This is a genomic window from Poseidonocella sedimentorum (genome assembly GCF_900116005.1).
GTDB classification, from domain to species: domain Bacteria; phylum Pseudomonadota; class Alphaproteobacteria; order Rhodobacterales; family Rhodobacteraceae; genus Poseidonocella; species Poseidonocella sedimentorum.
Genome location: NZ_FOYI01000002.1, coordinates 465,014 through 487,608, shown reverse-complemented (window position 1 = coordinate 487,608; position 22,595 = coordinate 465,014). Strand labels below are relative to the sequence as shown.

Annotated in this window: 21 protein-coding genes; 13 read left to right on the top strand and 8 right to left on the bottom strand. The window is 66.3% G+C overall.

Annotation, left to right across the window (positions count from 1 at the left end):
• Nucleotides 1-56 precede the first annotated feature (56 nt).
• A complete protein-coding gene (locus BM353_RS05320; protein WP_092077408.1) occupies nucleotides 57-1,058 on the top strand; it encodes a polyprenyl synthetase family protein in 1,002 nt (333 codons plus the stop codon).
• Between the two features lie 3 nt (nucleotides 1,059-1,061).
• Here BM353_RS05320 and BM353_RS05315 read toward each other — a convergent pair whose 3' ends face one another.
• The 6 genes from BM353_RS05315 to BM353_RS05290 all read right to left on the bottom strand — a co-directional run bounded on the left by BM353_RS05315 (nucleotide 1,062) and on the right by BM353_RS05290 (nucleotide 7,700).
• Complete coding sequence (locus BM353_RS05315; protein ID WP_092077405.1) at nucleotides 1,062-1,937, bottom strand: NAD(P)-dependent oxidoreductase; 876 nt, start codon at nucleotides 1,935-1,937, stop codon at nucleotides 1,062-1,064.
• Between the two features lie 20 nt (nucleotides 1,938-1,957).
• Complete coding sequence (locus BM353_RS05310; RefSeq protein ID WP_092077402.1) at nucleotides 1,958-3,034, bottom strand: 4-oxalomesaconate tautomerase; 1,077 nt, start codon at nucleotides 3,032-3,034, stop codon at nucleotides 1,958-1,960.
• Nucleotides 3,027-3,701 (bottom strand): 4-carboxy-4-hydroxy-2-oxoadipate aldolase/oxaloacetate decarboxylase, encoded by a 675-nt coding sequence (locus BM353_RS05305; RefSeq protein WP_092077399.1) that lies wholly within the window; start codon nucleotides 3,699-3,701, stop codon nucleotides 3,027-3,029. The genes BM353_RS05310 and BM353_RS05305 overlap by 8 nt, the downstream gene beginning before the upstream one ends.
• On the bottom strand, nucleotides 3,701-4,435 hold the full coding sequence (locus BM353_RS05300; protein WP_092077395.1) for a PIG-L deacetylase family protein: 735 nt from the start codon (nucleotides 4,433-4,435) through the stop codon (nucleotides 3,701-3,703). The genes BM353_RS05305 and BM353_RS05300 overlap by 1 nt, the downstream gene beginning before the upstream one ends.
• Nucleotides 4,436-4,551: 116 nt before the next feature.
• Entirely contained in the window at nucleotides 4,552-7,179 is a 2,628-nt protein-coding gene (locus BM353_RS05295; RefSeq protein ID WP_092077391.1) for a hybrid sensor histidine kinase/response regulator, read from the bottom strand.
• Nucleotides 7,176-7,700, bottom strand: coding sequence for a putative pterin-binding protein (locus tag BM353_RS05290; RefSeq protein ID WP_218155459.1), 525 nt, complete (start codon nucleotides 7,698-7,700; stop codon nucleotides 7,176-7,178). Before BM353_RS05290 ends, BM353_RS05295 begins: the two co-directional genes overlap by 4 nt.
• A 260-nt stretch (nucleotides 7,701-7,960) precedes the next feature.
• On the opposite strand from BM353_RS05290, the gene BM353_RS05285 reads away from it, so the two are divergent.
• Nucleotides 7,961-8,563: a response regulator transcription factor gene (locus BM353_RS05285; protein ID WP_092077386.1), complete on the top strand. Its 603-nt coding sequence runs from the start codon at nucleotides 7,961-7,963 to the stop codon at nucleotides 8,561-8,563.
• 41 nt (nucleotides 8,564-8,604) lie between these two features.
• Here BM353_RS05285 and irrA read toward each other — a convergent pair whose 3' ends face one another.
• Complete coding sequence (irrA, locus tag BM353_RS05280) at nucleotides 8,605-9,048, bottom strand: iron response transcriptional regulator IrrA (RefSeq protein WP_092077384.1); 444 nt, start codon at nucleotides 9,046-9,048, stop codon at nucleotides 8,605-8,607.
• 202 nt (nucleotides 9,049-9,250) lie between these two features.
• Between irrA and fabA the strand changes: the two genes are divergently transcribed.
• Entirely contained in the window at nucleotides 9,251-9,760 is a 510-nt protein-coding gene (gene fabA / locus BM353_RS05275; RefSeq protein WP_092077382.1) for a bifunctional 3-hydroxydecanoyl-ACP dehydratase/trans-2-decenoyl-ACP isomerase, read from the top strand.
• A gap of 111 nt (nucleotides 9,761-9,871) precedes the next feature.
• Here fabA and BM353_RS05270 read toward each other — a convergent pair whose 3' ends face one another.
• On the bottom strand, nucleotides 9,872-10,582 hold the full coding sequence (locus BM353_RS05270; RefSeq protein ID WP_245759571.1) for a VPLPA-CTERM sorting domain-containing protein: 711 nt from the start codon (nucleotides 10,580-10,582) through the stop codon (nucleotides 9,872-9,874).
• Between the two features lie 263 nt (nucleotides 10,583-10,845).
• On the opposite strand from BM353_RS05270, the gene fabB reads away from it, so the two are divergent.
• From fabB to BM353_RS05220, 10 genes are all read left to right on the top strand, one after another.
• A complete protein-coding gene (fabB, locus tag BM353_RS05265; RefSeq protein ID WP_092077376.1) occupies nucleotides 10,846-12,072 on the top strand; it encodes a beta-ketoacyl-ACP synthase I in 1,227 nt (408 codons plus the stop codon).
• 7 nt (nucleotides 12,073-12,079) lie between these two features.
• Nucleotides 12,080-12,871 (top strand): enoyl-ACP reductase FabI, encoded by a 792-nt coding sequence (locus BM353_RS05260; protein WP_092077374.1) that lies wholly within the window; start codon nucleotides 12,080-12,082, stop codon nucleotides 12,869-12,871.
• A gap of 225 nt (nucleotides 12,872-13,096) precedes the next feature.
• Nucleotides 13,097-14,263, top strand: coding sequence for a putative lipid II flippase FtsW (gene ftsW / locus BM353_RS05255; protein WP_092077371.1), 1,167 nt, complete (start codon nucleotides 13,097-13,099; stop codon nucleotides 14,261-14,263).
• 63 nt (nucleotides 14,264-14,326) lie between these two features.
• Nucleotides 14,327-15,457: a UDP-N-acetylglucosamine--N-acetylmuramyl-(pentapeptide) pyrophosphoryl-undecaprenol N-acetylglucosamine transferase gene (locus BM353_RS05250; protein WP_092077368.1), complete on the top strand. Its 1,131-nt coding sequence runs from the start codon at nucleotides 14,327-14,329 to the stop codon at nucleotides 15,455-15,457.
• Between the two features lie 19 nt (nucleotides 15,458-15,476).
• Nucleotides 15,477-16,883, top strand: a complete 1,407-nt coding sequence (gene murC, locus BM353_RS05245; RefSeq protein WP_092077364.1) for a UDP-N-acetylmuramate--L-alanine ligase — start codon at nucleotides 15,477-15,479, stop codon at nucleotides 16,881-16,883.
• A 115-nt stretch (nucleotides 16,884-16,998) separates the two neighbouring features.
• Complete coding sequence (ahcY, locus tag BM353_RS05240; RefSeq protein ID WP_092077361.1) at nucleotides 16,999-18,387, top strand: adenosylhomocysteinase; 1,389 nt, start codon at nucleotides 16,999-17,001, stop codon at nucleotides 18,385-18,387.
• A gap of 338 nt (nucleotides 18,388-18,725) precedes the next feature.
• On the top strand, nucleotides 18,726-20,144 hold the full coding sequence (locus tag BM353_RS05235; RefSeq protein ID WP_092077358.1) for a VPLPA-CTERM sorting domain-containing protein: 1,419 nt from the start codon (nucleotides 18,726-18,728) through the stop codon (nucleotides 20,142-20,144).
• Nucleotides 20,145-20,149: 5 nt separating this feature from the next.
• Nucleotides 20,150-20,725, top strand: coding sequence for a peptidoglycan-binding domain-containing protein (locus tag BM353_RS05230; RefSeq protein ID WP_092077355.1), 576 nt, complete (start codon nucleotides 20,150-20,152; stop codon nucleotides 20,723-20,725).
• 89 nt (nucleotides 20,726-20,814) lie between these two features.
• The gene (locus BM353_RS05225) at nucleotides 20,815-21,783 is read left to right on the top strand and encodes a diacylglycerol/lipid kinase family protein (protein ID WP_092077351.1); all 969 of its coding nucleotides are present in this window, start codon (nucleotides 20,815-20,817) and stop codon (nucleotides 21,781-21,783) included.
• Entirely contained in the window at nucleotides 21,780-22,589 is an 810-nt protein-coding gene (locus BM353_RS05220; RefSeq protein WP_177220453.1) for a metallophosphoesterase family protein, read from the top strand. The genes BM353_RS05225 and BM353_RS05220 overlap by 4 nt, the downstream gene beginning before the upstream one ends.
• Nucleotides 22,590-22,595: the final 6 nt, after the last annotated feature.

Below are 22,595 nucleotides of genomic sequence, written 5' to 3'. Positions count from 1 at the left end.
CCGGGGACTTAAACGGCAATGACGCGGTCTTGTCGAGCGGCAGGGACAAAGCAGCTATGGGACTCGATCACATCGTGACCAAACCGCACGAAGCACTGGCGGACCTTTTGGCCGAGGATCTCGGCGCGGTGAACGCGCTGATCCGCACGCGCATGGCCTCGCGGCACGCGCCGCGCATCCCGGAGGTCACGGCGCATCTGGTCGAGGCTGGCGGCAAGCGGCTGCGGCCGATGCTGACGCTGGCGGCGGCGCGGCTCTGCGGGTATGCGGGCGGGTATCACATCCATCTCGCCGCCACGGTCGAATTCATCCACACCGCGACGCTGCTGCACGATGACGTGGTGGATGAGAGCGAACAGCGGCGCGGGCGGCCGACGGCCAACCTTTTGTGGGACAATTCGTCGAGCGTTCTGGTCGGCGATTACCTCTTTGCCCGCTCCTTCCAGCTCATGGTCGAGACCGGGAGCCTGCGCGTTCTCGACATTCTCGCCAATGCCTCCGCCACGATCGCCGAGGGCGAGGTCCTCCAGCTATCCGCCGCGCGCAACCTCGCGACGGACGAGGGGGTTTACCTGCAGGTGATCAAGGGCAAGACGGCGGCGCTTTTCTCCGCGGCGACCGAGGTCGGCGGGGTGATCGCCGGCGCGCCGGAGGACCAGGTCAAGGCGCTCTTCGACTATGGCGACGCGCTCGGAATTGCCTTCCAGATCGTCGATGACCTGCTCGATTACGGCGGCCAGAGCGGCACGATCGGCAAGAACGTGGGCGATGATTTCCGCGAGCGGAAGCTGACCCTGCCGGTGATCAAGGCGGTGGCGGCGGCGGACGATGAGGAACGCGCCTTCTGGTCGCGGGTCATCGAAGCGGGCGATCAGCGCGCGGGCGATCTGGAACAGGCGCTGGCGCTCATGGCCAAACACGGTGCGCTGGAGGCCACGCGCGACGATGCGCTGGCCCATGCGGCGCGGTCCAAGGCCGCGCTCGCGGCGCTGCCCGATCACCCGGTCCGCAAGCTGCTCTCCGATCTGGCCGATTTCGTCGTCGCGCGGGTGAGCTGAGCCTTAGCCCCGCAAGACGGCAAGCAGGCCCTCCGCGATCTCGCGCACCGTCGCCTCCGCGCCCGGCGCTGGCAGGCCGGTTTCGGCGATCTGGCGCTGCCAGTCCACCGTCGCGCTGGCCATCCGGTCGGGCAGGCCGAGGTCGCGTAGCGTCTTGGCCACCTCCTCCATCTCGGCGGCGCGGCGCGCGCCATGGACCAGCGAGCGTTCGAAATTATAGGCCGCCTGCGCGCTCCACTCCTTGCCCGGGTGGCTGCGGTTGAGCGAGGCGAAGACCTCCGTCTCGACCCCGGCGGCCACGGCCGCGAGCGCGCATTCGGCCGTCAGCGCCTCGATCCCCTTGACCATGACCGAGCGGATCATCTTGATCGACGAGGCCCGGCCCACCGGCCCCTCTACGAGCTTCGGCGCCATGGGCAGGCTTTCCAATAGCGGCACGGCCACACCCGCGTGGGGCCCAGAGACCAGCAGCGGCACCATGTTGAGCTTGGGGTGGACCGGCGCCATGACGGCCACATCGACATAGCGCCCGCCCGCGGCCTCGACGATCCCGGCGGCGGCCTGTTTCGACGCGGGCGCGCAGGAATTGAGATCGCACCAGAGCGCATCGGGGGCCAAGTGCGGCGCGGCGGCCTCGGCCACGGCGACGGCCTGATCGGCGGTCACGGTGGAGAAGATGAGCTCGGCGCCCGCGAGCGCCTCCGCGAGACTCGGCCGGGCGGCGATGCCCAGCCGGGCGCAGCGGTCCTCGATCTCCGGCGCTGTGGCCGGATCGTCGAGCTTGATGTCATAGGTGGCGATGTCGCCCGCCCGGTCTGGGCCGAACCCTTGGGTCAGCGCTGAGCCCGCCTCCCCCAGTCCGATGAACGCGATGCGCATGATTAGAGCCTCCTCCTGCCTCAATCGTTGTGGTCGTCGGACGCGGCGGGAAACACCAGCCCGTCCATGAGCTTGCGCGCCGTGCGCAGCACTTCGGCCCGCGCCACGACTCCATCCTCCAGATGCCCCACGACGGTCATCTCGCCGGTCGGGTGCTCGATGCTGAGCGCCTGCGTCGCGCCGCCGGGCAGCGCGGCGAGTTCATGGCCGACCGCGCCTTCGGTCAGGCAAGCCGTCGCGACCGAGACGGCGCCAAGCACGCCGATGGTCTTATGGCAGCGGTGGGGGATGAAGGTCCGGGTCGAGATCGCGCCGCCCGCGCGGGGGGCGCTGAGCATGGTCATCTTGGGCACGGATTTCTGGGCCACGTCGCCGAGGTTCATCATCGGGCCAGCCTTGAGCCGGATCGCTTCGAGCCGCGCCTTGAGGCCCTGATCGGCCTCCAGCTCGGCGGGGATTTCCGCGCCGCTGATCCCGAGATCCGCCGCCCGCAGGATCACGCAAGGCATGCCGTTGTCGATCAGCGTCGCCTCCACCCCGTCGATCACATCGACCACATTGCCGCTCGGCAAAAGCGCGCCGCAGGAGGCGCCCGCCGTGTCGCGAAACTCGATCGGCACCGGCGCGCTCGCGCCCGGCACCCCGTCGATCCGCGCGGCCCCCGCATAAGAGACCGCGCCGCCCGGCGTCTGGACCCGGGCGGTGGCAATCTGGCCGGTGTTCTCCATGAAGATCGTGACCGGGGTCTCACCCTCCCGCGCCGGAACGAGCCCGCGCTCGATGGCAAACGGGCCGACCCCGGCGAGGATGTTGCCGCAATTCTGGGCATCCGAGACCACGGGGCGATCCACGAAGACCTGCAGGAAGAGGTAGTCGACATCGACGCCCGCCCGCGCCGAGGGCCGCACGACGGCGACCTTTGACGTCAGCGGATCGGCGCCGCCCATCCCGTCGATCTGACGCGGATCGGGCGAGCCCATCACCCCGAGCAGAGCGCGATCCCGCGCCACAGGGTCGGCGGGGAGATCGGAGGCGAGGAAGTAGCCGCCCTTCGATGTCCCGCCGCGCATCCACATGGCGCGGATACCGTCACTCATACGTGAGGCCCTTCTCGGCCAGCCGCTCGCGGAAACCATACATGTCGAGCCCGAGCTCGCCCGAGGCCAAGCGCTTCCGCTTGTCTTCCTCGTTGGCCATCCGCGCCCGCGCCTTTTCCAGCACATCCGCCGCCTCGGCCCGTTTCACCACGCAGACCCCGTCATCATCGGCCACGATCACGTCGCCCGCCTCGACCGCAGCCCCGGCGCAGACGATGGGGATGTTGACCGAGCCGACCGTCTCCTTGACTGTGCCTTGGGCGAAGATCGCCTTGGACCAGACGGGAAAGCCCATCTCGGTCAGGTCGCGGATGTCGCGGCAGCCCGCTTCGATCACCATGCCCTTCGCGCCGCGCGCCATGGCGGAGGTGGCGAGCAGATCGCCGAAATAGCCGTCGTCGCAGGGGCTCGTGGGCGCCATGACGAGGATATCGCCCTCGGCGACCTGTTCGATGGCCACGTGGATCATCCAGTTGTCACCCGGCGGCGCGCTGATCGTCACCGCCGATCCCGCGACGGAGACCCCGCCGTAGATCGGCCGCATGTAGCCCGCCATGAGCCCCTTGCGCCCCTGCGCCTCATGCACCGTCGCGACACCGCATTCCGCGAGCCCGGCGATGACATCGGCATCCGCGCGCGCGAGTTTGGTCCTGACCACGCCGCCCATCAGAGCTGATCCACGGTGCGGGGAAAGACGGACTGGAACCCTTCGGCATAGCGGCAATCGCGCCCGCCCGACTGGCCGCCGGAATTGCGGCGGAAATGGTTCCCGCGGTTTTGAGCCACGTTGGTGTAGTAGTCCCAGAGGTGTTCCTGGCCCTGCATGCACTCGATGGCCGCGCGCTTCTTGTCCCAGACGGGGGTGATGTCGAGAAAAGTGTCGGGCTTCCACTGCATCTGCTCGGTCTGATGCGGCTCGAAGAGGTAAAGCTGCGGCGCGCCGAGGACCTTCTCGCCCGGGTTATGGCCCCAGGCCTGGGCGATCATCCGGCAGTCGAGGGCGAAGCGCATCGTGTTCATATGGTCGGTGTTGTAGGGGTCCCACTGGGAATGGGTCAGCATAAACTGAGGCTGTACCTTGCGGATCACATCGACCATGCGATCCTGCGTCTCGCGACCCAGATCGAGCGGGTAGTCGCCCACGTCGAAGAACTGGATGTCGGAGACCCCGAGCGCGGCGGCGGCGTTCTCGGCCTCATCCCGGCGGGCCGCCTTGACGGCAGCGAGCGACATGCCCTCCTGCTTCCAGAGCTTGGCGCTCTCGCCCCGCTCGCCATAGCTGAGACAGACGACCGTCACGTCGATGCCCCGCTCCTGATGCAATGCAATCGCCCCGCCGCAGCGCCAGACGAAATCCGCCGAATGCGCTGAAATCACGAGAGCCGTTGTATTGGCTGACATCGTCACCCTCCTTGTCGCGCCCGGGTCTGTGTCTCATGGGTGGGGTGCCGGGGGCAAATCGAATTGCCGTGTCGGGCCATAGGTTCAGGCTATAGGCGCGGCGTGACCCGCGTCCATCATGAGGCGCTGATGCGGACAGGGACGGCGGGCGCTTCCTGCGTCAGCCCGGCGCGGGTGTCCTTCCAGACCGCCCAGATTTCGAGCCATTGGTCACAAGCCGCGTCCAGCCCGCCATCGAGGACCAGTTGGCGATGCTCGATAAGAAGCTCGCGCAACCGGCGCGCGCCGAATATCGCCGTGGAGCCGGCGATCCGGTGGACTTCGCTGGCGTAATCCTGCGCCGTGGTCCCCTCCGCCGAGCCTTGCACCGCCTCCAGCGCGTCTTCGGTTTCGCGCAGGAACTGAGACTGCATCCGGGTGAAATTGGCCTCGCCCAGCGCGCGGCGCAGATCTTCGAGCACCTCAAGATCGAGCAGCGCGCGCGGATCCTCCCGCGGCCAGTCGCGCTCCCCCGCGCCGCCCTGCGGGATGCGCCCCAGAAGGGCGGAGAGCGCCCCGAGATCGATGGGTTTGGTCACGGTCTCGCTCACACCCGCCTCGCGGAACCGGTCGAAATCTTCGGGCATCGCATGGGCAGTGAGCGCGATGATCGGCTGGTGCGCGTTTGGCCCGCCGCCCTGACGGATGTGGCGCGTCGCCTCCACCCCGTCGATCACCGGCATGCTGATGTCCATCAGGATGAGGTCAAACCGCCGCGCCTTGGTCCAGGCGATGCCCTCGTGGCCGTTCTTGGCCTCGGTGACCCGATGGCCCAGCCGCTTGAGCATCTCGCGCACCACAAAACGGTTGATCTCGTTGTCCTCCACCACCAGCACATCGAGCGGGGTCGGCGCCGCATCGAGCCGGGTGTCGGCGCCCTCGCTCCCCTCGACCTCTTCGTTCGTGACCTGCGCCAGCGCCGGCAGCCGGAACCAGAAGACCGACCCTTCGCCCGGCTCGCTCTCGACCCCGAGCGAGCCGTTCATCGCCTCGACCAGCCGCCGGGCGATGCCGAGCCCGAGCCCGGTGCCTTCGTTGATCCGATTATAGGCAGGATCGAGCGTCACGAAATCGTCGAAAATGCGCGAGATGTTCTCGCTGTCGATCCCTGCGCCGGTGTCGGTCACCGTGACGGTGATTTCCGCGCGGTGCGGGTCGAAATCCGTGCCCAGCGCGATCTCGCCATTGCGGGTGAACTTGATGGCGTTGCTCAGCAGGTTCTGGAGCACCTGGCGGAAGCGCATCTCGTCGCCGACGACGCTGAGCGTGCCCGCATCGGGGAGGTCCTGCCGGATGGTGTTGCCGCGGGCGCGGGCGGTCTCTTCCTGCTCCTCGACCACATCAGCGATCAGGGGGACCGGGTCGAACAGCGCGCTTTCGATTTCGGGCCGTTCACTGTCGATCTTGAGCACATCGAGCACGTCGTTGACATGGTGCAGCAGGCTGCCGCCCGAGCGGGTCATGATCCGGACGTAGTCTTCCTGCAGCGGGTCGAGCGCGGTGCGTTGCAACAGATCGAGCGTCCCCAGAAGCCCGTTGAGCGGGGTGCGCATCTCGTGGCTCATGACGGCGAGGAGGTTCGCCTTGGTCTGCTCCCCGGCGACGGCGCGGTCGCGGGCCTGCATCAGCTCTCGCTCGGCGGCAACGCGTGCCGAAATATCGCGCACATAGGTGATGAGGATCTGGCCGTCTGCCGTTTGCGACGAGGTGAGCGAGACCTCGACCGGGAAATGGCTGCCGTCGCGGCGCATCCCCTCGATGCGGATGCGGCCATTGTCGGTCAGATCTTCGCCCCCCTCGCGGAGGAAGCGTTTGATCCCGGCGGCGTATTCCTCGCGCAGGTGGGGCGGGACCAGCAGCGAAAGCAGGTTTGCGCCCGTGGCCTCGTCGCGCGAATAGCCGAAGGTTTCCTCGGCGCTGTCGTTGAATTCAAGGATCCGGCCGTCGGGGCCCACCACGATGATCGGATCGAGGGAGGTCTTGACGATCGCGGTGATCCGCGCGCTCGCCTGGGTGATTTCGCGCGCCTGGATTTGCGCGACGCGGGAGAGCGCCGTGAGCGCGAGAAGCCCCGCCATAAGCAGCGCCACGAGCGCACCGGTCAGCAGCGCGATCTGCGACAGGTTGCCCGCCATCCGGGCGCGGCCGTTGTCATAGGAGCGCGCATAAAGCGTCATGCTGCGCACCGTCAGCTCGCGCACGCTGGGCCGGATCGCGCGCGCCTCGACCAGCATCTCGGGGAGCGCGGCCCGCAGCGCCGCGTCGGGCCCGTCGATCAGAGGCATGGTCCGCGCGATGAAGCGCTCGATGTTCGCGATGTCGCGGGCGCTGCGGGGATCTTCGTGCAACAGCTCGAAGGTCCGGCCGCTCGCGATGATGGCGATGCGGTTGTAGAAGACGTCGAAGGCGCGGCGCAGGGCGCGCAGGTCAGGCGTCTCGTCACTGATCCCGGTGAGCAGCGCGGTCTGGTAGTTGAGAAACTCCACCTCCGCCTGGGCCATGGACCACTGTCGCGCGCCGGAGTTGGCGGCGGTGAGGTTGTCGATCTGGTTGCGGGCGTGGGTGCTCAGCAGGGTGATCCCGATCACAAGGAGCAGCACGGTCCCGAGCAGCAGCACACCACCGGACCGGGTGGCCGTGAGCGCCTTGAGCCGTCCAGGAACCTCAAGGCCGTTCAGGATCTCGCGAAGGCGGCTGCGCCTCAATCGGGAACAATCTCCATTTTTTCCAGCTGCCAGATACTGCGGGCATAGGCCACAGCGCTCTGATAGGTGGGGTTGTCGTCATAGGGGTATATGACCCAAAGGGGGCCCTTGTCGCGTATATTCATCGCTTCCCCTTCGCGTTCATACGCAACAAGAGCCCCCCCCTCGATCGCATCCGTGAGTGGTATTTCGACCGAGTATGCGTTGATCGCCGTGGCTACGATCTTTCCGTCCTGCACCCCGACGGCCTCCATGATGGCCGCAAGCGGTGTGCCGGTGAATTCCTGCACGCCCTCTGTCCAGAGCGTGCTTGTCTTCACCGTTTCCTGTCCCAGTGACCGGAGCATGGCGGCATCGAACCGGGCGACCCCCTCGCCGTTGGTTCGCGCGATCTGGCCGGAGATGGTGAGGATCACCTCACCTTGCGGCTGATCGAGTGTCGCGTCGTGCTGCTCGGCTCCCGCCGCGAGGCCCGACACCAGAAAGACGCAAATGGAAAGAAACTGCGCTACTCTGGTCATCAAATCGGGCTCCGGTATCGGCGGACTAAAACAAAGAACATGAAAAATTGTTGCATGGTTGGGCGCGGCCGGTCACCGGCGCAATCGGATAGGCACCTAACCTTTCGGATAGGTCCGGCGTGCTATTTGGGCGCGCGCGCGACCTCGGGGCGCGTAAAATTTACCAAACCGGCGGGATTGTGCCCTTTTTTTCTGCGCCCACTTCGCAATCGTCGCGGCAACGGCTACCAACGTGCAACACCACTGTCCAAGGGCTGCCCATGCGACTTCTGATCGCCGACGATCACAACCTTGTCCGAGACGCTATCGCCGCGCTTTTGCTCGCCGAAGGGGCCAAGGAGGTTTTCGCCGCCAAGAACCTCGAGGAGGCGATGCATCTGGTGCGGACGGATGGGCCCTTTGATCTGGTTCTGCTGGACTACAACATGCCCGGGATGAGCGGGCTGGCCGGCTTGCGCCAGATGATCGATCACAACGAGGGCCAGCCGGTGGCGCTGATTTCCGGCACGGCGGCGCCCGCGGTCGCCAAGGATGCGGTCGAGGCCGGGGCGGCGGGGTTCGTCCCCAAGACGCTGCCCTCCAAGTCCATCTATGGCGCGGCACAGATCATGATCGGCGGGGATGTCTTCGTGCCGTTCGAGTTCATGAACCGCGAGGAGGAGGCGCACACCGTCAACCTCAGCAAGCGCGAGCACGAGGTCCTGCGCGGCATCTGCGCGGGGCAGTCGAACAAGGAAATCGCCCGGGAGCTGCTCATTCAGGAGGTGACCGTCAAGCTGCACGTGCGCACGCTGAGCCGCAAACTCGCCGCCCGCAACCGGACCCACGCCGCCGCCATCGCGCGCTCGCTCAACCTCGCCTGAGGGGAAACTTTCGAAAACCGCTCTTCGGAAAAACCGCGGGCCTACTTGCGGCGCAGGCGGATCACCACTTCGACAGAGGCGATCTCGGCCCCCTCGGGGATATCGGGCAGCCGCGCGATCTTGAGCTGGTCGGCGGGCGCATCGCTCAGCCGGCCATTGTCTTCCCAAAAGAAATGCGGGTGATCGTGGGTGTTGGTGTCGAAGTAGCTCTTGGTCCCGTCGACCATGACTTCCTGCACCAGCCCGGCTTCGCAGAAGGCGCGCAGCGTGTTGTAGACCGTGGCGAGCGAGACCGGCTGATCCTTGTCCTGGGCCGCGGCAAAGAGGCTCTCGGCCGTCACGTGCCGGTGCTTGCCGTCCCCGACGAGAAGCTCGGCCAGCACCACGCGCTGCCGCGTCGGGCGCAGGCCCGCCTGCGTCAGCCAATCGGCTCCGCGCCGGGCGGCCTCCGACCGGGCACAGTCTTGTTTGGCGTCCTGTGACATTCCAATGCCTCACTCTGCTACAATGCATCTTATACTGCGCCCCTGCGGCGAAATTCAATTGCAATTGTCGCGGTTTGACGCCGCCGCCATCCCGAGGGGGCGGTCGGCTGCGGCTGTTGCCTTGCGCGCCGCTGCGATGCTAGAGGGCTCACAACGCGCGGTTGCGCTATAAAAGATGCACGATTTGGGAAGGGCAGGACAGATGACGGAGTATCCGACGAGTTTCGACAAGGAAGGCTTGCTGAAATGCGCGCGCGGCGAGCTCTTCGGCCCGGGCAACGCCCAGCTTCCGGCCCCGCCAATGCTGATGATGGATCGGATCACCGAGATCTCCGGCGATGGCGGCAGCCACGGCAAGGGCCATGTCCGCGCCGAGTTCGACATCACGCCGGACCTGTGGTTCTTCGAGTGCCATTTCCCCGGCAATCCGATCATGCCCGGCTGTCTCGGGCTCGACGGGCTGTGGCAGCTCACCGGGTTCAATCTCGGCTGGCGCGGCTGGAAGGGGCGCGGCTATGCGCTCGGCGTGGGCGAGGTGAAGCTCACCGGGATGGTCCGTCCGGACCGCAAGCTGCTTACCTATCACGTCGATTTCACCAAGGCGGTCCAGACCCGGCGGCTGACCATGGGCGTGGCCGATGGCACGGTCGAGGCCGATGGCGAGGTGATCTATCAGGTTAAGGACATGAAGGTCGCGCTCAGCGAGACCTGAGGAACTGGCGCGTCTCGGCGCCCGATCAGCACAGGACGAACAAAAGAACGGGGCGCATCACTGCGCCCCGCTGCAATCTCAGTCATGGCAATTGGGCCACGCCCCCGGCGATCAGCTCTTGCGCCGGCGCCGCGCGAACGCGCCCAGCCCCCCGATGCCCGCGAGCAGAAGCGGCATCGCCGCAGGCAGCGGGATCGGCGCGGGATCGTCGACGATCGCCTGAATCTCGACCGATCCGACCAACACACCGCCGTCAAAGGCCGACAGGCGGACACCGAACTGACCCGAGCCGGTCGGCCCGCCAATCCATTGCGGCTGAACCGAGTTCTGGGCCACGTTGTGGAGCGCGAGGTCGCCGGGCGACAGGATATTGTATTCGTTTCCGTCTTCCTCGCCATTGGTCGTGGCGTTGGTGCCCAGGTAGTAGCCCGAGAAGAAATTCGAGAACGGATCATAGGCGATCGAGTAGTTTTCGTTGACCGTCGCGTCGGTGTCGAACTCGATCAGGTAGGTGAACATGTTGAGGTTGCCGCCAACGCCATCGACATTGGTGTTGACGGACCAGTCAAAGGACCACATCGCCCGGCCTGCGGGTGCGGTCGAGGTCGACGAGTCGAAAAGATAGTTTCCGGCGACATCCTGAACGATCCCGACGCCGATCGCATCGCTTGCCGGAAACCGCTGCTTGGCGCGGATACCGAGCTCGAGGCTGCCGGTGGTTTCGACGGTGAAGCCCCGGTTGACGTTGCCGCTGCCCCAGATGATGTCTGGCGTAATCGTCGAGGCCTCGGCGGCGGCGGCAAAGGTCATCGCAAAAGCCATTGCCCCAATAGCAGAGTTCAAAACTCTCATAACACTCTCCCCTTGTTTTCAATTTGCTTAACAAACAGGCAAATTTACCAATTGTCCAGATTTTCTTAACCAATTCGTCGCGCGCCCCGCGATCGCCCGGGGCCCGAACTCCGGCGCGGCGAGAGCCCGCGGGGCCCGTTGCGGCGCGGCGGCTCCGCCCGCGCAGGCTTCGCGCCTTGAACCCGCCCCCTCATCCAGCCTACATAGCTCCTGACCAAAGTTAGGGAGGCAACATGCGTCGCGTTGTAGTGACAGGGCTGGGGATCGTGTCGTCGATCGGCAACGATGCCCAGGAGGTTCTCGCCTCGCTCAAGGCCGGGCGATCCGGCATCCGGTTCAACGAGGCCATGGCCGAACACGGGTTTCGCAGCCAGGTGGCCGGCGATCTCAAGATCGATGTGGCCGAGCATGTGGACAAGCGTACGCTGCGCTTCATGGGCCCGGGCGCGGCCTATGCCCATATCGCCATGACCCAGGCGATCGCCGATGCGGGGCTCGAAGAGAGCGACGTGGTCAACCCGCGCACCGGCGTGGTGGCCGGCTCCGGCGGGCCCTCGACCTCGGCCATGTTCGCCGCGCACCAGACCGTGCTGAAAACCGGCGCGACCAAGCGGATCGGGCCCTTCGCCGTGCCGAAATGCATGAGCTCGACGATCTCGGCCAACCTCTCGACGGCCTTCAAGATCAAGGGCGTGAACTATTCCATCACCTCCGCCTGCTCCACCTCGCTGCATTGCATCGGCAACGCGGCCGAGCAGATCATGCTGGGCAAGCAGGACGTGATGTTCGCCGGTGGCGGTGAGGAACTGGACTGGACGCTCTCGTGCCTCTTCGACGCGATGGGCGCGATGTCCTCGAAATTCAACGACACGCCCGAGCGCGCCTCCCGCGCCTTTGACGCGGATCGAGACGGGTTCGTGATCGGCGGCGGCGGGGCGATGCTCGTGCTCGAAGAGCTGGAGCACGCCAAGGCGCGCGGCGCGAAGATCTATGCCGAGGTGACGGGCTACGGCGCGACATCGGACGGGCACGACATGGTCGCCCCGTCGGGCGAAGGCGGCGAGCGGGCGATGCGTGTCGCGCTTGAGACTCTGGGCGAGCGCAAGGTCGGCTACATCAACGCGCACGGGACCTCGACCCCGGTGGGCGATGTGGGCGAGGTCGAGGCGGTACGGCGCGTCTTCGGCGAGGGCAGCACCCCGCCGATCAGCTCGACCAAATCCATGACCGGCCACAGCCAGGGCGCGACCGGCGCGCAGGAGGCGGTCTATTGCCTGCTGATGCTGGAACACGATTTCATCGCGCCCTCGATCAATGTCGAGACGCTCGATCCGGCGCTGAACCCGGCGGAAATCGCCACCGAGCTGGTGGAGAACGCAGGGCTTGAGACGGTCATGACCAATTCCTTCGGCTTCGGCGGCACGAATGGCTCGATGCTGTTGAGCAAATATCACGGGTGAGGGTGCCATGAGCTTGTCACTGAACGGCAAACGCGGGCTGATCATGGGCGTTGCCAACGAGCGCTCGATCGCATGGGGCATCGCCCAGGCCTGTCACCAGGCGGGGGCCGAACTGGCCTTCACCTACCAGGGCGAGGCCTTTGGCAAGCGGCTGGAGCCGCTGGCGGCGCGCGTGGGCTCGGATTTCATGGTCGACGTGGATGTCACCGACGACGCGGCGATGGACCGCGCCTTTGACCAGCTCGCCGAGCGCTGGCCGACGATTGATTTCGTGGTCCATGCCATCGCCTATTCCGACAAGTCGGAACTCTCGGGCCGGATCATCGACACCAGCCGCGACAACTTCAAGACATCGCTCGATATCTCGGCCTACAGCTTCATCGACGTGGCGCGCCGGGCGCAGCCGCTGATGACGGACAATGGTGGGACGCTTCTCACGCTGACCTATCAGGGGTCCAATCGGGTCACGCCGTTTTACAACGTGATGGGTGTGGCCAAGGCGGCGCTGGAGTCGGCCACGCGCTATCTTGCCAATGACCTCGGGCCCGAAGGGATCCGCGTCAACGCGATCTCGCCCGGGCCGATGAAGACGCTCGCCGGCGCGGCCATTGGCGGCGCGCGCAAGACCTACAAGCACACCGACCAGAACGCCCCCCTGCGCAGCAATGCGACGCTGGAGGCGGTCGGCGGGACAGCGGTCTATCTCATCTCGGAGGCCGGGGCCTGTACCACGGGCGAGATCATCCGGGTGGATGGCGGGTTCCACGTGCTGGGGATGCCGCAGGTCGATCACCTCTGAGGCAGGTTGGGGGCTCCGCCCCCGGCCGCTGGCGCGTCCTCCCCCGGAGTATTTTGCAAGAGAAGAAGGGGCGCGAGGAGCGCCTGAGCGTCGGGCGCGGGCACGGCGCTGGTTTTTTCTGGTCTTGTGGGGCGAAATTGGGCTAGGATTCCGGCAATACCCCCGATGAGAGGGGACGCGGGCACTGACCCGCATCATGAGGCAGAGCAAAACAGGCGGATTTCCATGACGGAAATGGTCTACGGGACGGCCCCGGCGCGGGTCGTTGATCCGATTCTTCCCAAGTGGTGGCGGACGGTTGACCGGTGGTCGCTGTCCTGCATCCTGATCCTCTTTGGGATCGGCATCCTATTGGGGCTTGCGGCGAGTCCGCCCTTGGCATCGCGCAATGGGTTCGCGCCGTTTCACTATGTCGAGCGGCAGGCGATTTTCGGCGGGATGGCGCTTCTGGTCATGCTGGTGACGTCGATGATGTCTCCCGATCTGGTGCGGCGGCTTGGGGTTATCGGGTTTCTCGGGGCGTTCATCGCGCTGATGTTCTTGCCCGTTTTGGGGACCGATTTCGGCAAGGGAGCCGTACGCTGGTACAGTCTCGGGTTTGCCTCGGTGCAGCCCTCGGAGTTTCTCAAGCCCGGGTTCGTCATTGTCGCTGCCTGGCTCATGGGGGCCAGTCAGGAGATCAACGGGCCGCCGGGGATCAAGATCAGCCTTGCGCTTGCTCTTGTCATCGTGGGCTTCCTGACCATGCAGCCCGATTTCGGGCAGGCCTGTCTCATCCTCTTTGGCTGGGGCGTGATGTATTTCGTGGCCGGTGCGCCGATGATCCTGTTGGTCGGGATGGCGGGGCTCGTGATCCTTGGCGGCATGGTCGCCTATGGCGGGAGCGAGCATTTCGCGCGGCGGATCGACGGGTTTCTCAACCCCGAGGTCGATCCCACGACCCAGCTCGGCTATGCCACCAACGCGATCCAGCAGGGCGGGTTTTTCGGCGTGGGCGTGGGCGAGGGCGAGGTCAAGTGGTCCTTGCCCGATGCGCATACGGATTTCATCATCGCCGTGGCGGCGGAGGAATACGGGCTGGTGCTCGTGCTGGCGATCATCGCGCTTTACGCGGCGGTGGTGGTGCGGTCGTTCCTGCGCCTGATGCGCGAGCGCAACCCGTTCATCCGGCTGGCGGGCACCGGGCTCGCGGCGATGTTCGGGGTTCAGGCGATGATCAACATGGGCGTCGCGGTCCGGCTGCTGCCGGCCAAGGGGATGACCCTGCCCTTCGTGAGCTATGGCGGCTCGTCGCTGATCGCGGGCGGCATCGCGATCGGGATGCTCCTGGCCTTCACGCGGACACGTCCGCAGGGTGAGATCGGCGATATCTTGCGCGGGCGCTACAGGTAAATTGCGGCGCCGCCCAACCCGGGATAGGGAGCGGGCCGACGCCGGACATCAGGAGACAGAGGCATGGTCGCACCGCTTATGGTGATCGCTGCGGGTGGCACGGGCGGGCATATGTTCCCGGCCCAGGCGCTGGCCGAGGCGATGCTGCGCCGTGGCTGGCGGGTGGTGCTGAGCACCGATGAGCGGGGCGCGCGCTATACCGGCGGGTTTCCCCATTCGGTCACGATCGAGGTCGTCCCGAGCGCGACCTTCGCGCGCGGCGGGCTGGCGGCCAAGGCCCGCGTGCCGTTTCGCATCCTCGGCGGCGTCGCCTCGGCGCTACGTCAGTTTCGGCGGGACCGGCCCGCGGTTGTCGTGGGCTTCGGCGGCTATCCGGCGATCCCGGCGATGGCGGCGGCCTGGCTTTTGAAACTGCCGCGGATGATCCATGAGCAGAACGGCGTGCTGGGCCGGGTGAACGAGCTTTTCGCCTCTCGCGTTGATGCGGTCGCCTGCGGGACGTGGCCCACGGCGCTGCCCGAGGGGATCGAGGGGATTCACGTGGGCAACCCGGTGCGCGGGGCGGTGATGGAGCGCGAGGGCGCGCCCTATATTCCGCCCGGCGACTATCCGATGTCCCTTCTGGTGATCGGCGGCAGTCAGGGGGCGAAGATCCTCAGCGATGTGGTCCCCGATGCGGTGGCCCGGTTGCCCGAGGCGCTGCGCCGCAACATCCGCGTGAGCCATCAGGCCCGCGAAGAGGACGGCGCACGCGCCGCCGAGACCTATGCCGGGGCCGGGATCGATGCCGATGTCCAGCCCTTCTTCACCGATTTGCCGAGCCGGATGAGCGAGGCGCAGCTTGTGATCTCCCGCTCCGGGGCTTCCTCGGTTGCCGATATTTCGGTGATCGGCCGGCCATCGATCCTCGTGCCGCTCGCCGCCGCGATCCGCGATGAGCAGACCGCCAACGCCCGCGGGCTGGTCGAGGCCGAGGCCGCCGTGCTGATCCCCGAGAGCCAGTTCACCCCCGAGGCATTGGCCCGGACCATCGCCAGCATCCTCGGCAATCCGGCCGCCGCCGTCCAGATGGCCCATGGCGCGCTCAGCGTGAGCAGCCGCGACGCGACGGAAAAGCTGGTGGCCCTTGTCGAAACGCTCGCGGGGCAGGAAAGAAGCGCGCCCGGCGCGGCGGGCAAAACCGTGGTAAGGTAACAATCGAGGCAGGTACGAGATGAGCCCAGCAACCAAACTCCCCTCCGACGTCGGGCCGATCCATTTCGTCGGGATCGGCGGCATCGGCATGTCGGGCATCGCCGAGGTGCTGATCAATCACGGCTACACGGTTCAGGGCTCGGATCTCAAACGCTCCAAGATCACCGACAGGCTCGGCGAGCTTGGCGCCAGGATTTTCGTGGGCCAGCAATCCGAGAACCTGCGCGATGCCTCTGTCGTCGTCATTTCCTCGGCGATCAAGCCGGGCAACCCCGAGCTTGATGCCGCCCGCGCCCGCGGGCTGCCCGTCGTGCGCCGCGCGGAGATGTTGGCCGAGCTGATGCGCCTGAAATCCAACGTCGCCGTCGCCGGCACCCATGGCAAGACCACCACGACGACGATGGTCGCCACACTGCTCGATGCGGGCGGGATCGACCCCACGGTGATCAACGGCGGCATCATCCATGCCTATGGCTCCAACGCGCGGATGGGCCAGGGCGAGTGGATGGTCGTCGAGGCCGATGAAAGCGACGGGACGTTCAACCGCCTGCCCGCGACCATCGCCATCGTGACCAATATCGACCCCGAGCACATGGAGCATTGGGGCTCGATCGAGAACCTGCGCCAAGGCTTTCTCGATTTCGTCTCCAACATCCCGTTCTACGGCCTCGCCGTCTGCTGCACCGATCACCCCGAGGTGCAATCGCTGGTGGGCAAGATCAGCGACCGGCGCGTGATCACCTACGGCTTCAATGCCCAGGCGGATGTGCGGGCGGTGAACCTGCACTACAAAGGCGGCGTGGCGCATTTCGACGTGGCGCTGCAGGGCGAGGACACGGCCATCGAGGGCTGTAGCCTGCCGATGCCGGGGGATCACAACGTCTCCAACGCGCTTTCGGCCATTGCCGTGGCCCGGCACCTTGGGATGCGCAAGGACGAGATCCGCAGCGCGCTGGCCGCCTTCGGGGGCGTCAACCGGCGCTTCACCCGCGTGGGCGAGGTGAATGGCGTGACCATCATCGACGACTACGGCCACCACCCCGTGGAAATCGCCGCCGTCCTGAAAGCCGCGCGTCAAGCCTGCGAGGGGCGCGTGATCGCCGTGCATCAGCCGCATCGGTTTTCCCGCCTCTCGACACTCTTCGAGGATTTCTGCGCCTGTTTCAACGAGGCCGACGTGGTTGGCATCGCCGAGGTCTTTGCCGCGGGAGAGGACCCGATCCCCGGCGCCAGCCACCGCGATCTGGTGGCCGGGCTCGTCCAGCATGGCCACCGCCACGCCCGCACCGTCGAGAGCGAGGACGAGCTTGAACGGTTGGTGCGCGAACAGGCGCGGCCCGGTGACATGGTCGTCTGCCTCGGCGCGGGCACCATCAGCACATGGGCCAACAACCTGCCGGCGCGGCTCATGCCCAAGGCCTCCTGAACGGCGCAGCGCCCCCGTCAATGAAGCCTCAACCCTGCGCGGCGACAACCGTTGCGGGCGCGGTCGCGGGATGATACCCGTCGCGCCAACCCAACTGGATTTCGGAGTTTGTAACATGTCCGGTGACTATATTGTGAAGGATATCGCCCTCGCCGCCTATGGCCGCAAGGAGCTCGATATCGCCGAAACCGAAATGCCCGGGCTGATGGCGCTGCGCGAGGAATATGGCGAGGCCAAGCCGCTCGCCGGCGCGCGCATCACCGGATCGCTCCACATGACGATCCAGACCGCCGTGCTGATCGAGACCCTCGTGGCGCTCGGGGCCGATGTCCGCTGGGCCTCGTGCAACATCTTCTCGACCCAGGACCACGCGGCGGCGGCCATCGCCGAAAGCGGCGTTCCGGTCTTCGCGATCAAGGGCCAGACGCTCGAAGAGCACTGGGATTACCTCGACAAATCCTTCCTCTTCGAGGACGGCCCCAACCTCATCCTCGACGATGGCGGCGATGCGACGCTCTACGTGCTTCTCGGCGCGCGGGCCGAGGCGGGCGAGGACATCATCCCCGTACCGGAATCCGAGGAAGAAGCCGTCATCAAGGCCCAGATCGCCAAGCGCATGGCGGCGTCCCCGGGCTGGTTCACCAAGACCCGCGACCAGATCAAGGGCGTCTCCGAAGAGACAACCACCGGCGTCAACCGCCTCTACCAACTGGTCCGCGACGGCCAGCTTCCCTTCCCCGCGATCAACGTCAACGACAGCGTGACCAAGTCGAAATTCGACAACAAATACGGCTGCAAGGAAAGCCTCGTCGATGGCATCCGCCGCGCGACCGACACGATGATGGCCGGCAAGGTCGCCGTGGTCTGCGGCTATGGCGACGTGGGCAAGGGTTCGGCCGCGAGCTTGCGCGGCGCGGGCGCGCGCGTGAAGGTCACCGAGGTCGATCCGATCTGCGCCCTGCAGGCGGCGATGGACGGGTTCGAGGTCGTGCTGCTGGAAGACGTGGTCGACACCGCCGACATCTTCATCACCACCACCGGCAACAAGGACGTGATCCGGCTGGAGCACATGCGCGCGATGAAGGACATGGCCATCGTCGGCAACATCGGCCATTTCGACAACGAAATTCAGGTCGCGGCGCTCAAGAACCACAAGTGGACCAACATCAAGGAACAGGTGGACATGATCGAATTGCCCTCGGGCAACCGCATCATCCTGCTCTCCGAGGGGCGCCTGCTGAACCTCGGCAACGCCACCGGCCACCCCAGCTTCGTGATGTCGGCCTCCTTCACCAACCAGGTGCTGGCGCAGATCGAGCTCTGGACCAAGGGCGATGAGTACGACAACAAGGTCTACATCCTGCCCAAGCATCTCGATGAGAAGGTCGCCCGGCTCCACCTTGGCCGCATCGGCGCCCGTCTCACCACGCTCGACAAGGATCAGGCCGCCTATATCGGCGTGACGCCCGAAGGCCCGTTCAAGCCCGAGCACTACCGCTACTGAGCCTATTCCCGGATTCCGGGGGGCCTCAGAGTTCCCCGGAATCCCGAACTTCGATCCCCCCGCGACCGTCGAATCGCCCTCTGTGAGCGATATCGGCGCCTGCGCTTGCGGAAAGTTTGACCACGTCGGTTGAGTTTTGCCGGAGGCTGCCTGCCGCAAACACCGAAATCCTTGAAGCGCTTCGAGCCTGCTGGCATTTGGATTTCAGTAGGGCGCGCCTGCGTGTGATCCAGTCGTGTACAGTCTCATTCCACGCGATTGCGCGCCGGTTACCACTTTTGACCGAAGTTGATTTTTTAGATACCAATTGAACGAGATGGCAAAGTCAGGACGGCGCAATGCATTTTTCCGACACACAAACTTCCCGATCCGTCCTGCTTCGTACCGCCGTGATCGCCCTCGGCCTGACAGCTTCGGCTGCCGGCGCCTCGACCTTTCAGGTCACCGGATCATTTGACGTCACGCAGGACGTCGCGGTCGGCTGGTCCCCCAGCTACTACCACGACAACCAGGGCGTTTTTGATCCGATCCATGAGGGTTACGCCCTCTTCGATGAATACCTCCGAATTCTGGAGGACGAAGCCAGTGTCTGGGACAGCTCCGTGATCCCGACCAGCCCGACCACGGCGGATTCGGTTGTGACCAGCAGCGCCTCCGTCACCGGCACATGGACCTTCGACGCAAGCTTCATCGAGTCGATCGACGTTCTCGAAACCAACCCGAGCACCGACGACGCCCAGTTCCTCGGCGAGAGTGCAGACGTCGCGATCTTCAAAGTCAGCGTCGGCGGCGCGGTCGTCGACACCGGCCTGATGACCAGCTCCAAGGTCTTTGCGCTCAACAACGCCGTGGTTGGCGAGGGTGGTGAGGCGCTCGATATCCTCGCGATCAACGCCAACTCTGAAGATGAACCGGGCATCGAGTCCTCCGGTGTCACGCTCTTCATGGGCTTCGAGGACGACTGGTTCGAGAAATATGACGCGGGCGATTTTGACAGCCATGAAAGCTTCTTCTCGGGCCTGCGCGTCACCATGATGGAATACGAAGAATCGAGCCACTACACAGAAGACGGCACACTCCCGACCGGCGTTTCCTACGCGGCGGGACATCTGAAGTATGAAACCAGCGTCTCCAGCGAGATCGTCGCGGGCGATCTCAGCTTCACCAACTTCGGCGCCGCCGATGGCAGCAGCGAAGAGAGCCCGCTCCTGCCCAGCGCGGCTGGAGACGGCGATGACGCGCCGGTATTTTCCTTCGACGTGGCTGGTGCCGGGGCCGGGGACATCGTCTTCATCGATCCCGAAATCGCCGTGGGTTACCTCTATGCGTTGGAAGGCGATGGCGTAATCACCACGTTCATCGCCCCGTCCGAAGGCGCCGTGGCCGTCCCCGCCGGTTTCGCGGGGTACAAGGTCACAGTTGTGGGCGGCGCGCGGGATGGCGAGGTGTTCAACGTCCTGCCCTCCGATCCGGGCGACCTTGCGGCCAATGCGCTGACCTTCGCGGAAGCGGACGGCGTGCGCGCGCTCAAGCTCGAAGGGATCTGGACTGCCAACGCCATCGACCCGAGCGATTTCGTGACGTTCGTCGCCGGATTCGGCTTCGCCGGCGCGGGAACCAACACGGCCATCACCCAGACCGCACTGGTCGAAACCGTCGGCGCACCGTCCACGGTGCCGCTTCCCGCGGGGATGGGTCTCCTGCTCACGGGCCTTGGCGGGCTCGCAGTCGCGCGCATACGCCGCCGCGCTTCCTGATCACGATGTCCAGCCCGCGCGGCCCCGCGACGCTCATCGCCGCGGCGCTCCTCCTCGCCCAGGCGCAGCAAAGCCCGGCGCAAAGCTACGCCGTCGAAGGCCCGGGCCGGACCAGCTGCGCCGCCTTCAGGGCGATGGACACGGCCGCGCCCGAACTGCGCGAAACCGCCGCCTGGCTCACCGGCTATCTCACCGCACATCACCGGCTGATGCCGGAAATCTTTGATCTCAGCCCTTGGCAAACGCCCGGCATCACGCTGGGGTTGATCCGGCAATTCTGTAGCGCGCAGCCAGATGCGAGCGTCGAACGTGCGGCGCAAGAGCTTGTGCGCTATCTTGCGCCCGGCGCGCTCACCGAGCCGTCGGAATTCGTGGCCATGCGCAATGGTGATCAGATCACCGTGCTTTACGAGGCGGTTCTCGCCCAGGTCCGGGATGCGCTGGCCGATGCTGGCATCCCCCCCGGCACCGAAGACGCCGAGCTCGCCAATGCCCTGACCGCGTTCCAAACGGCGCGCGGATTGCCTGTCACCGGACTTCCAGATCAGCGCACACTTGCCACACTGCTCGGATCGGATTGACGCCAGCGGCTCAAATTCAGTCTATCTCTGACCCATGGGAACGGACCGGCCTCACCCGCGTTTGTCCTGCGTCAGCAGGAGAGACCAACATGGCAAACGCCCAAGACACCACCGGCCCGCGCTGCCTCGTGGTGCTCAACCGCGCCTCGGGCACCGGAACGGATGACACCGAGAGCGCGCGGATCAAGGAGCGGCTTGCCACACACGGCTGGCGCGCCGAGCTGGTCGAGCTCTCGCCGGACAGCGACATCGGCGCGCAGGTCATCGCCGCCGTCGAGCGCGCTGAGCCTGAGTGCGTCATTGCCGCCGGCGGCGACGGGACCATCTGCGCCGTGGCCGCGGCGCTGGCCGGGCGTGGCACCGATCTCGGCGTATTGCCCCGCGGTACGTTCAACTATTTCGCGCGCCGCATCGGCGTCCCGTTGGAGCTCGACGAGGCCATCGACGCGATCTGCACCGGCGAGAGCGCGCCGGTCAGCCTCGGCTCGGTCAACGGCGAGATCTTCATCAACAACGCCAGCATCGGCCTCTACCCGCTCATCCTGCGCATCCGCGAGACGGTCTATGACCGCTGGGGCCGCTCCCGGCTGGCCGCCTATTGGTCGGTGCTGGTGGCGATGGTGACGGTCTATCGTCCGCTCCAGATGCGCATCACCGTCGATGGCACGGAACGCAGCGCCCGCGCGCCGATGATCTTCGCGGCGATGAGCGCCTACCAGCTTGAGCAATTCGGATTCAAAGGCGCCGAAGCGATCCGCGATGGCAAGTTCGCCCTCCTGCTCGCGCCCGATTGCGGGCGGTTCCTGCTGATCTGGAAGGCGCTGCGCATCGCCTTTGGCGGCGTACGACAGGGGCGCGACTACACGCTCCTGACCGGCGAGAGGGTGGTGGTCGAAACGCGCCGCGCCGCGCGCCTCGTGGCGCTCGACGGCGAGCGTTGCCGGATGAAGGCGCCCTTCGAGTTCGAGATCCTGCGCGATGCGCTCCGAGTGCGCATCCCCGCCGAGCGGGCCGCAGGCGCCCAAAGCGACACCCGCCCAGAGGCCGCGACGGCGTGATCCGTCTCGTTCAGATCAGCGATCTGCATTTCGGGCGCGAGGACCCCGAGCTCCTCGGGCCGCTGACGGAGGCGATCGAGGCCGCCGCGCCGGATCTCGTGGTCATGGCCGGGGATTTCGTCCAGCGCGCCCGCGCCAGCCAGTTTCGCGCCGCGCGCGCCTTCATGCGCGGGCTCGGGCGGCCGTGGATCGGCGTGCCCGGCAACCACGACATTCCGCTCTTCAATCTGCCCCTGCGCCTCCTCGCGCCCTACGGGCCCTACCGCCGCTGGATCGCGCATGAGCTCGCCCCGCAGCAGGAACTTGGCGATGTGCTGCTCCTCGGGCTCAACACCGCCGACCCCTTCGCCCATCAGCGCGGCCGCGTCCGGCGCGCGGACCGGGAGCGGATCGCCGAGGCGATCGCGCGCGCGGGCGGGCGGCTGCCCATCATCGTCGCGCATCATCCGTTTCACCATGCGCCCGAGGTCGAAAAGAAACTGATGGTCGGCGCGCCCAAGGCGCTGGAGACCTGGGCCGCGGCGGGGCCGCATATGATCCTCTCGGGCCATCTGCACCAGTGGCTCTTCGAGCCCTTCATCCGCCGCAAGGGCGCGGACATGACGCTGCAACTCCATTGCGGGACCGGCCTCTCAACCCGCCGGCGCGGGACGCCAAACGATTTCGCCATCCTCGATTGCTCGGGCCGGGCCGTCTCGGCCACGCGGATGGTGGGCGAGCGCGGGCGCTTCCGCCCGGCGGGCACGGTGCGCTACGAGGTCAGCGCGGATGGCTGGCAACGCTGCGGCGCGGCCCCGGAGAGATAGCGCGGC

Excerpts from the sequence above, each read along its gene's own strand:
- BM353_RS05315 (WP_092077405.1), bottom strand. The coding sequence starts at position 1,937 with ATGCGCATCGCGTTCATCGGACTGGGGGAGGCGGGCTCAGCGCTGACC.
- BM353_RS05225 (WP_092077351.1), top strand. The coding sequence starts at position 20,815 with ATGGCAAACGCCCAAGACACCACCGGCCCGCGCTGCCTCGTGGTGCTC.
- BM353_RS05305 (WP_092077399.1), bottom strand. The coding sequence starts at position 3,701 with ATGGGCGGCGTGGTCAGGACCAAACTCGCGCGCGCGGATGCCGATGTC.
- BM353_RS05270 (WP_245759571.1), bottom strand. The coding sequence starts at position 10,582 with ATGGCTTTTGCGATGACCTTTGCCGCCGCCGCCGAGGCCTCGACGATT.
- irrA (WP_092077384.1), bottom strand. The coding sequence starts at position 9,048 with ATGTCACAGGACGCCAAACAAGACTGTGCCCGGTCGGAGGCCGCCCGG.
- fabB (WP_092077376.1), top strand. The coding sequence starts at position 10,846 with ATGCGTCGCGTTGTAGTGACAGGGCTGGGGATCGTGTCGTCGATCGGC.
- BM353_RS05285 (WP_092077386.1), top strand. The coding sequence starts at position 7,961 with ATGCGACTTCTGATCGCCGACGATCACAACCTTGTCCGAGACGCTATC.
- fabA (WP_092077382.1), top strand. The coding sequence starts at position 9,251 with ATGACGGAGTATCCGACGAGTTTCGACAAGGAAGGCTTGCTGAAATGC.
- BM353_RS05250 (WP_092077368.1), top strand. The coding sequence starts at position 14,327 with ATGGTCGCACCGCTTATGGTGATCGCTGCGGGTGGCACGGGCGGGCAT.
- ftsW (WP_092077371.1), top strand. The coding sequence starts at position 13,097 with ATGACGGAAATGGTCTACGGGACGGCCCCGGCGCGGGTCGTTGATCCG.
- BM353_RS05290 (WP_218155459.1), bottom strand. The coding sequence starts at position 7,700 with ATGACCAGAGTAGCGCAGTTTCTTTCCATTTGCGTCTTTCTGGTGTCG.
- BM353_RS05320 (WP_092077408.1), top strand. The coding sequence starts at position 57 with ATGGGACTCGATCACATCGTGACCAAACCGCACGAAGCACTGGCGGAC.
- murC (WP_092077364.1), top strand. The coding sequence starts at position 15,477 with ATGAGCCCAGCAACCAAACTCCCCTCCGACGTCGGGCCGATCCATTTC.
- ahcY (WP_092077361.1), top strand. The coding sequence starts at position 16,999 with ATGTCCGGTGACTATATTGTGAAGGATATCGCCCTCGCCGCCTATGGC.
- BM353_RS05235 (WP_092077358.1), top strand. The coding sequence starts at position 18,726 with ATGCATTTTTCCGACACACAAACTTCCCGATCCGTCCTGCTTCGTACC.
- BM353_RS05260 (WP_092077374.1), top strand. The coding sequence starts at position 12,080 with ATGAGCTTGTCACTGAACGGCAAACGCGGGCTGATCATGGGCGTTGCC.
- BM353_RS05310 (WP_092077402.1), bottom strand. The coding sequence starts at position 3,034 with ATGAGTGACGGTATCCGCGCCATGTGGATGCGCGGCGGGACATCGAAG.
- BM353_RS05230 (WP_092077355.1), top strand. The coding sequence starts at position 20,150 with ATGTCCAGCCCGCGCGGCCCCGCGACGCTCATCGCCGCGGCGCTCCTC.
- BM353_RS05300 (WP_092077395.1), bottom strand. The coding sequence starts at position 4,435 with ATGTCAGCCAATACAACGGCTCTCGTGATTTCAGCGCATTCGGCGGAT.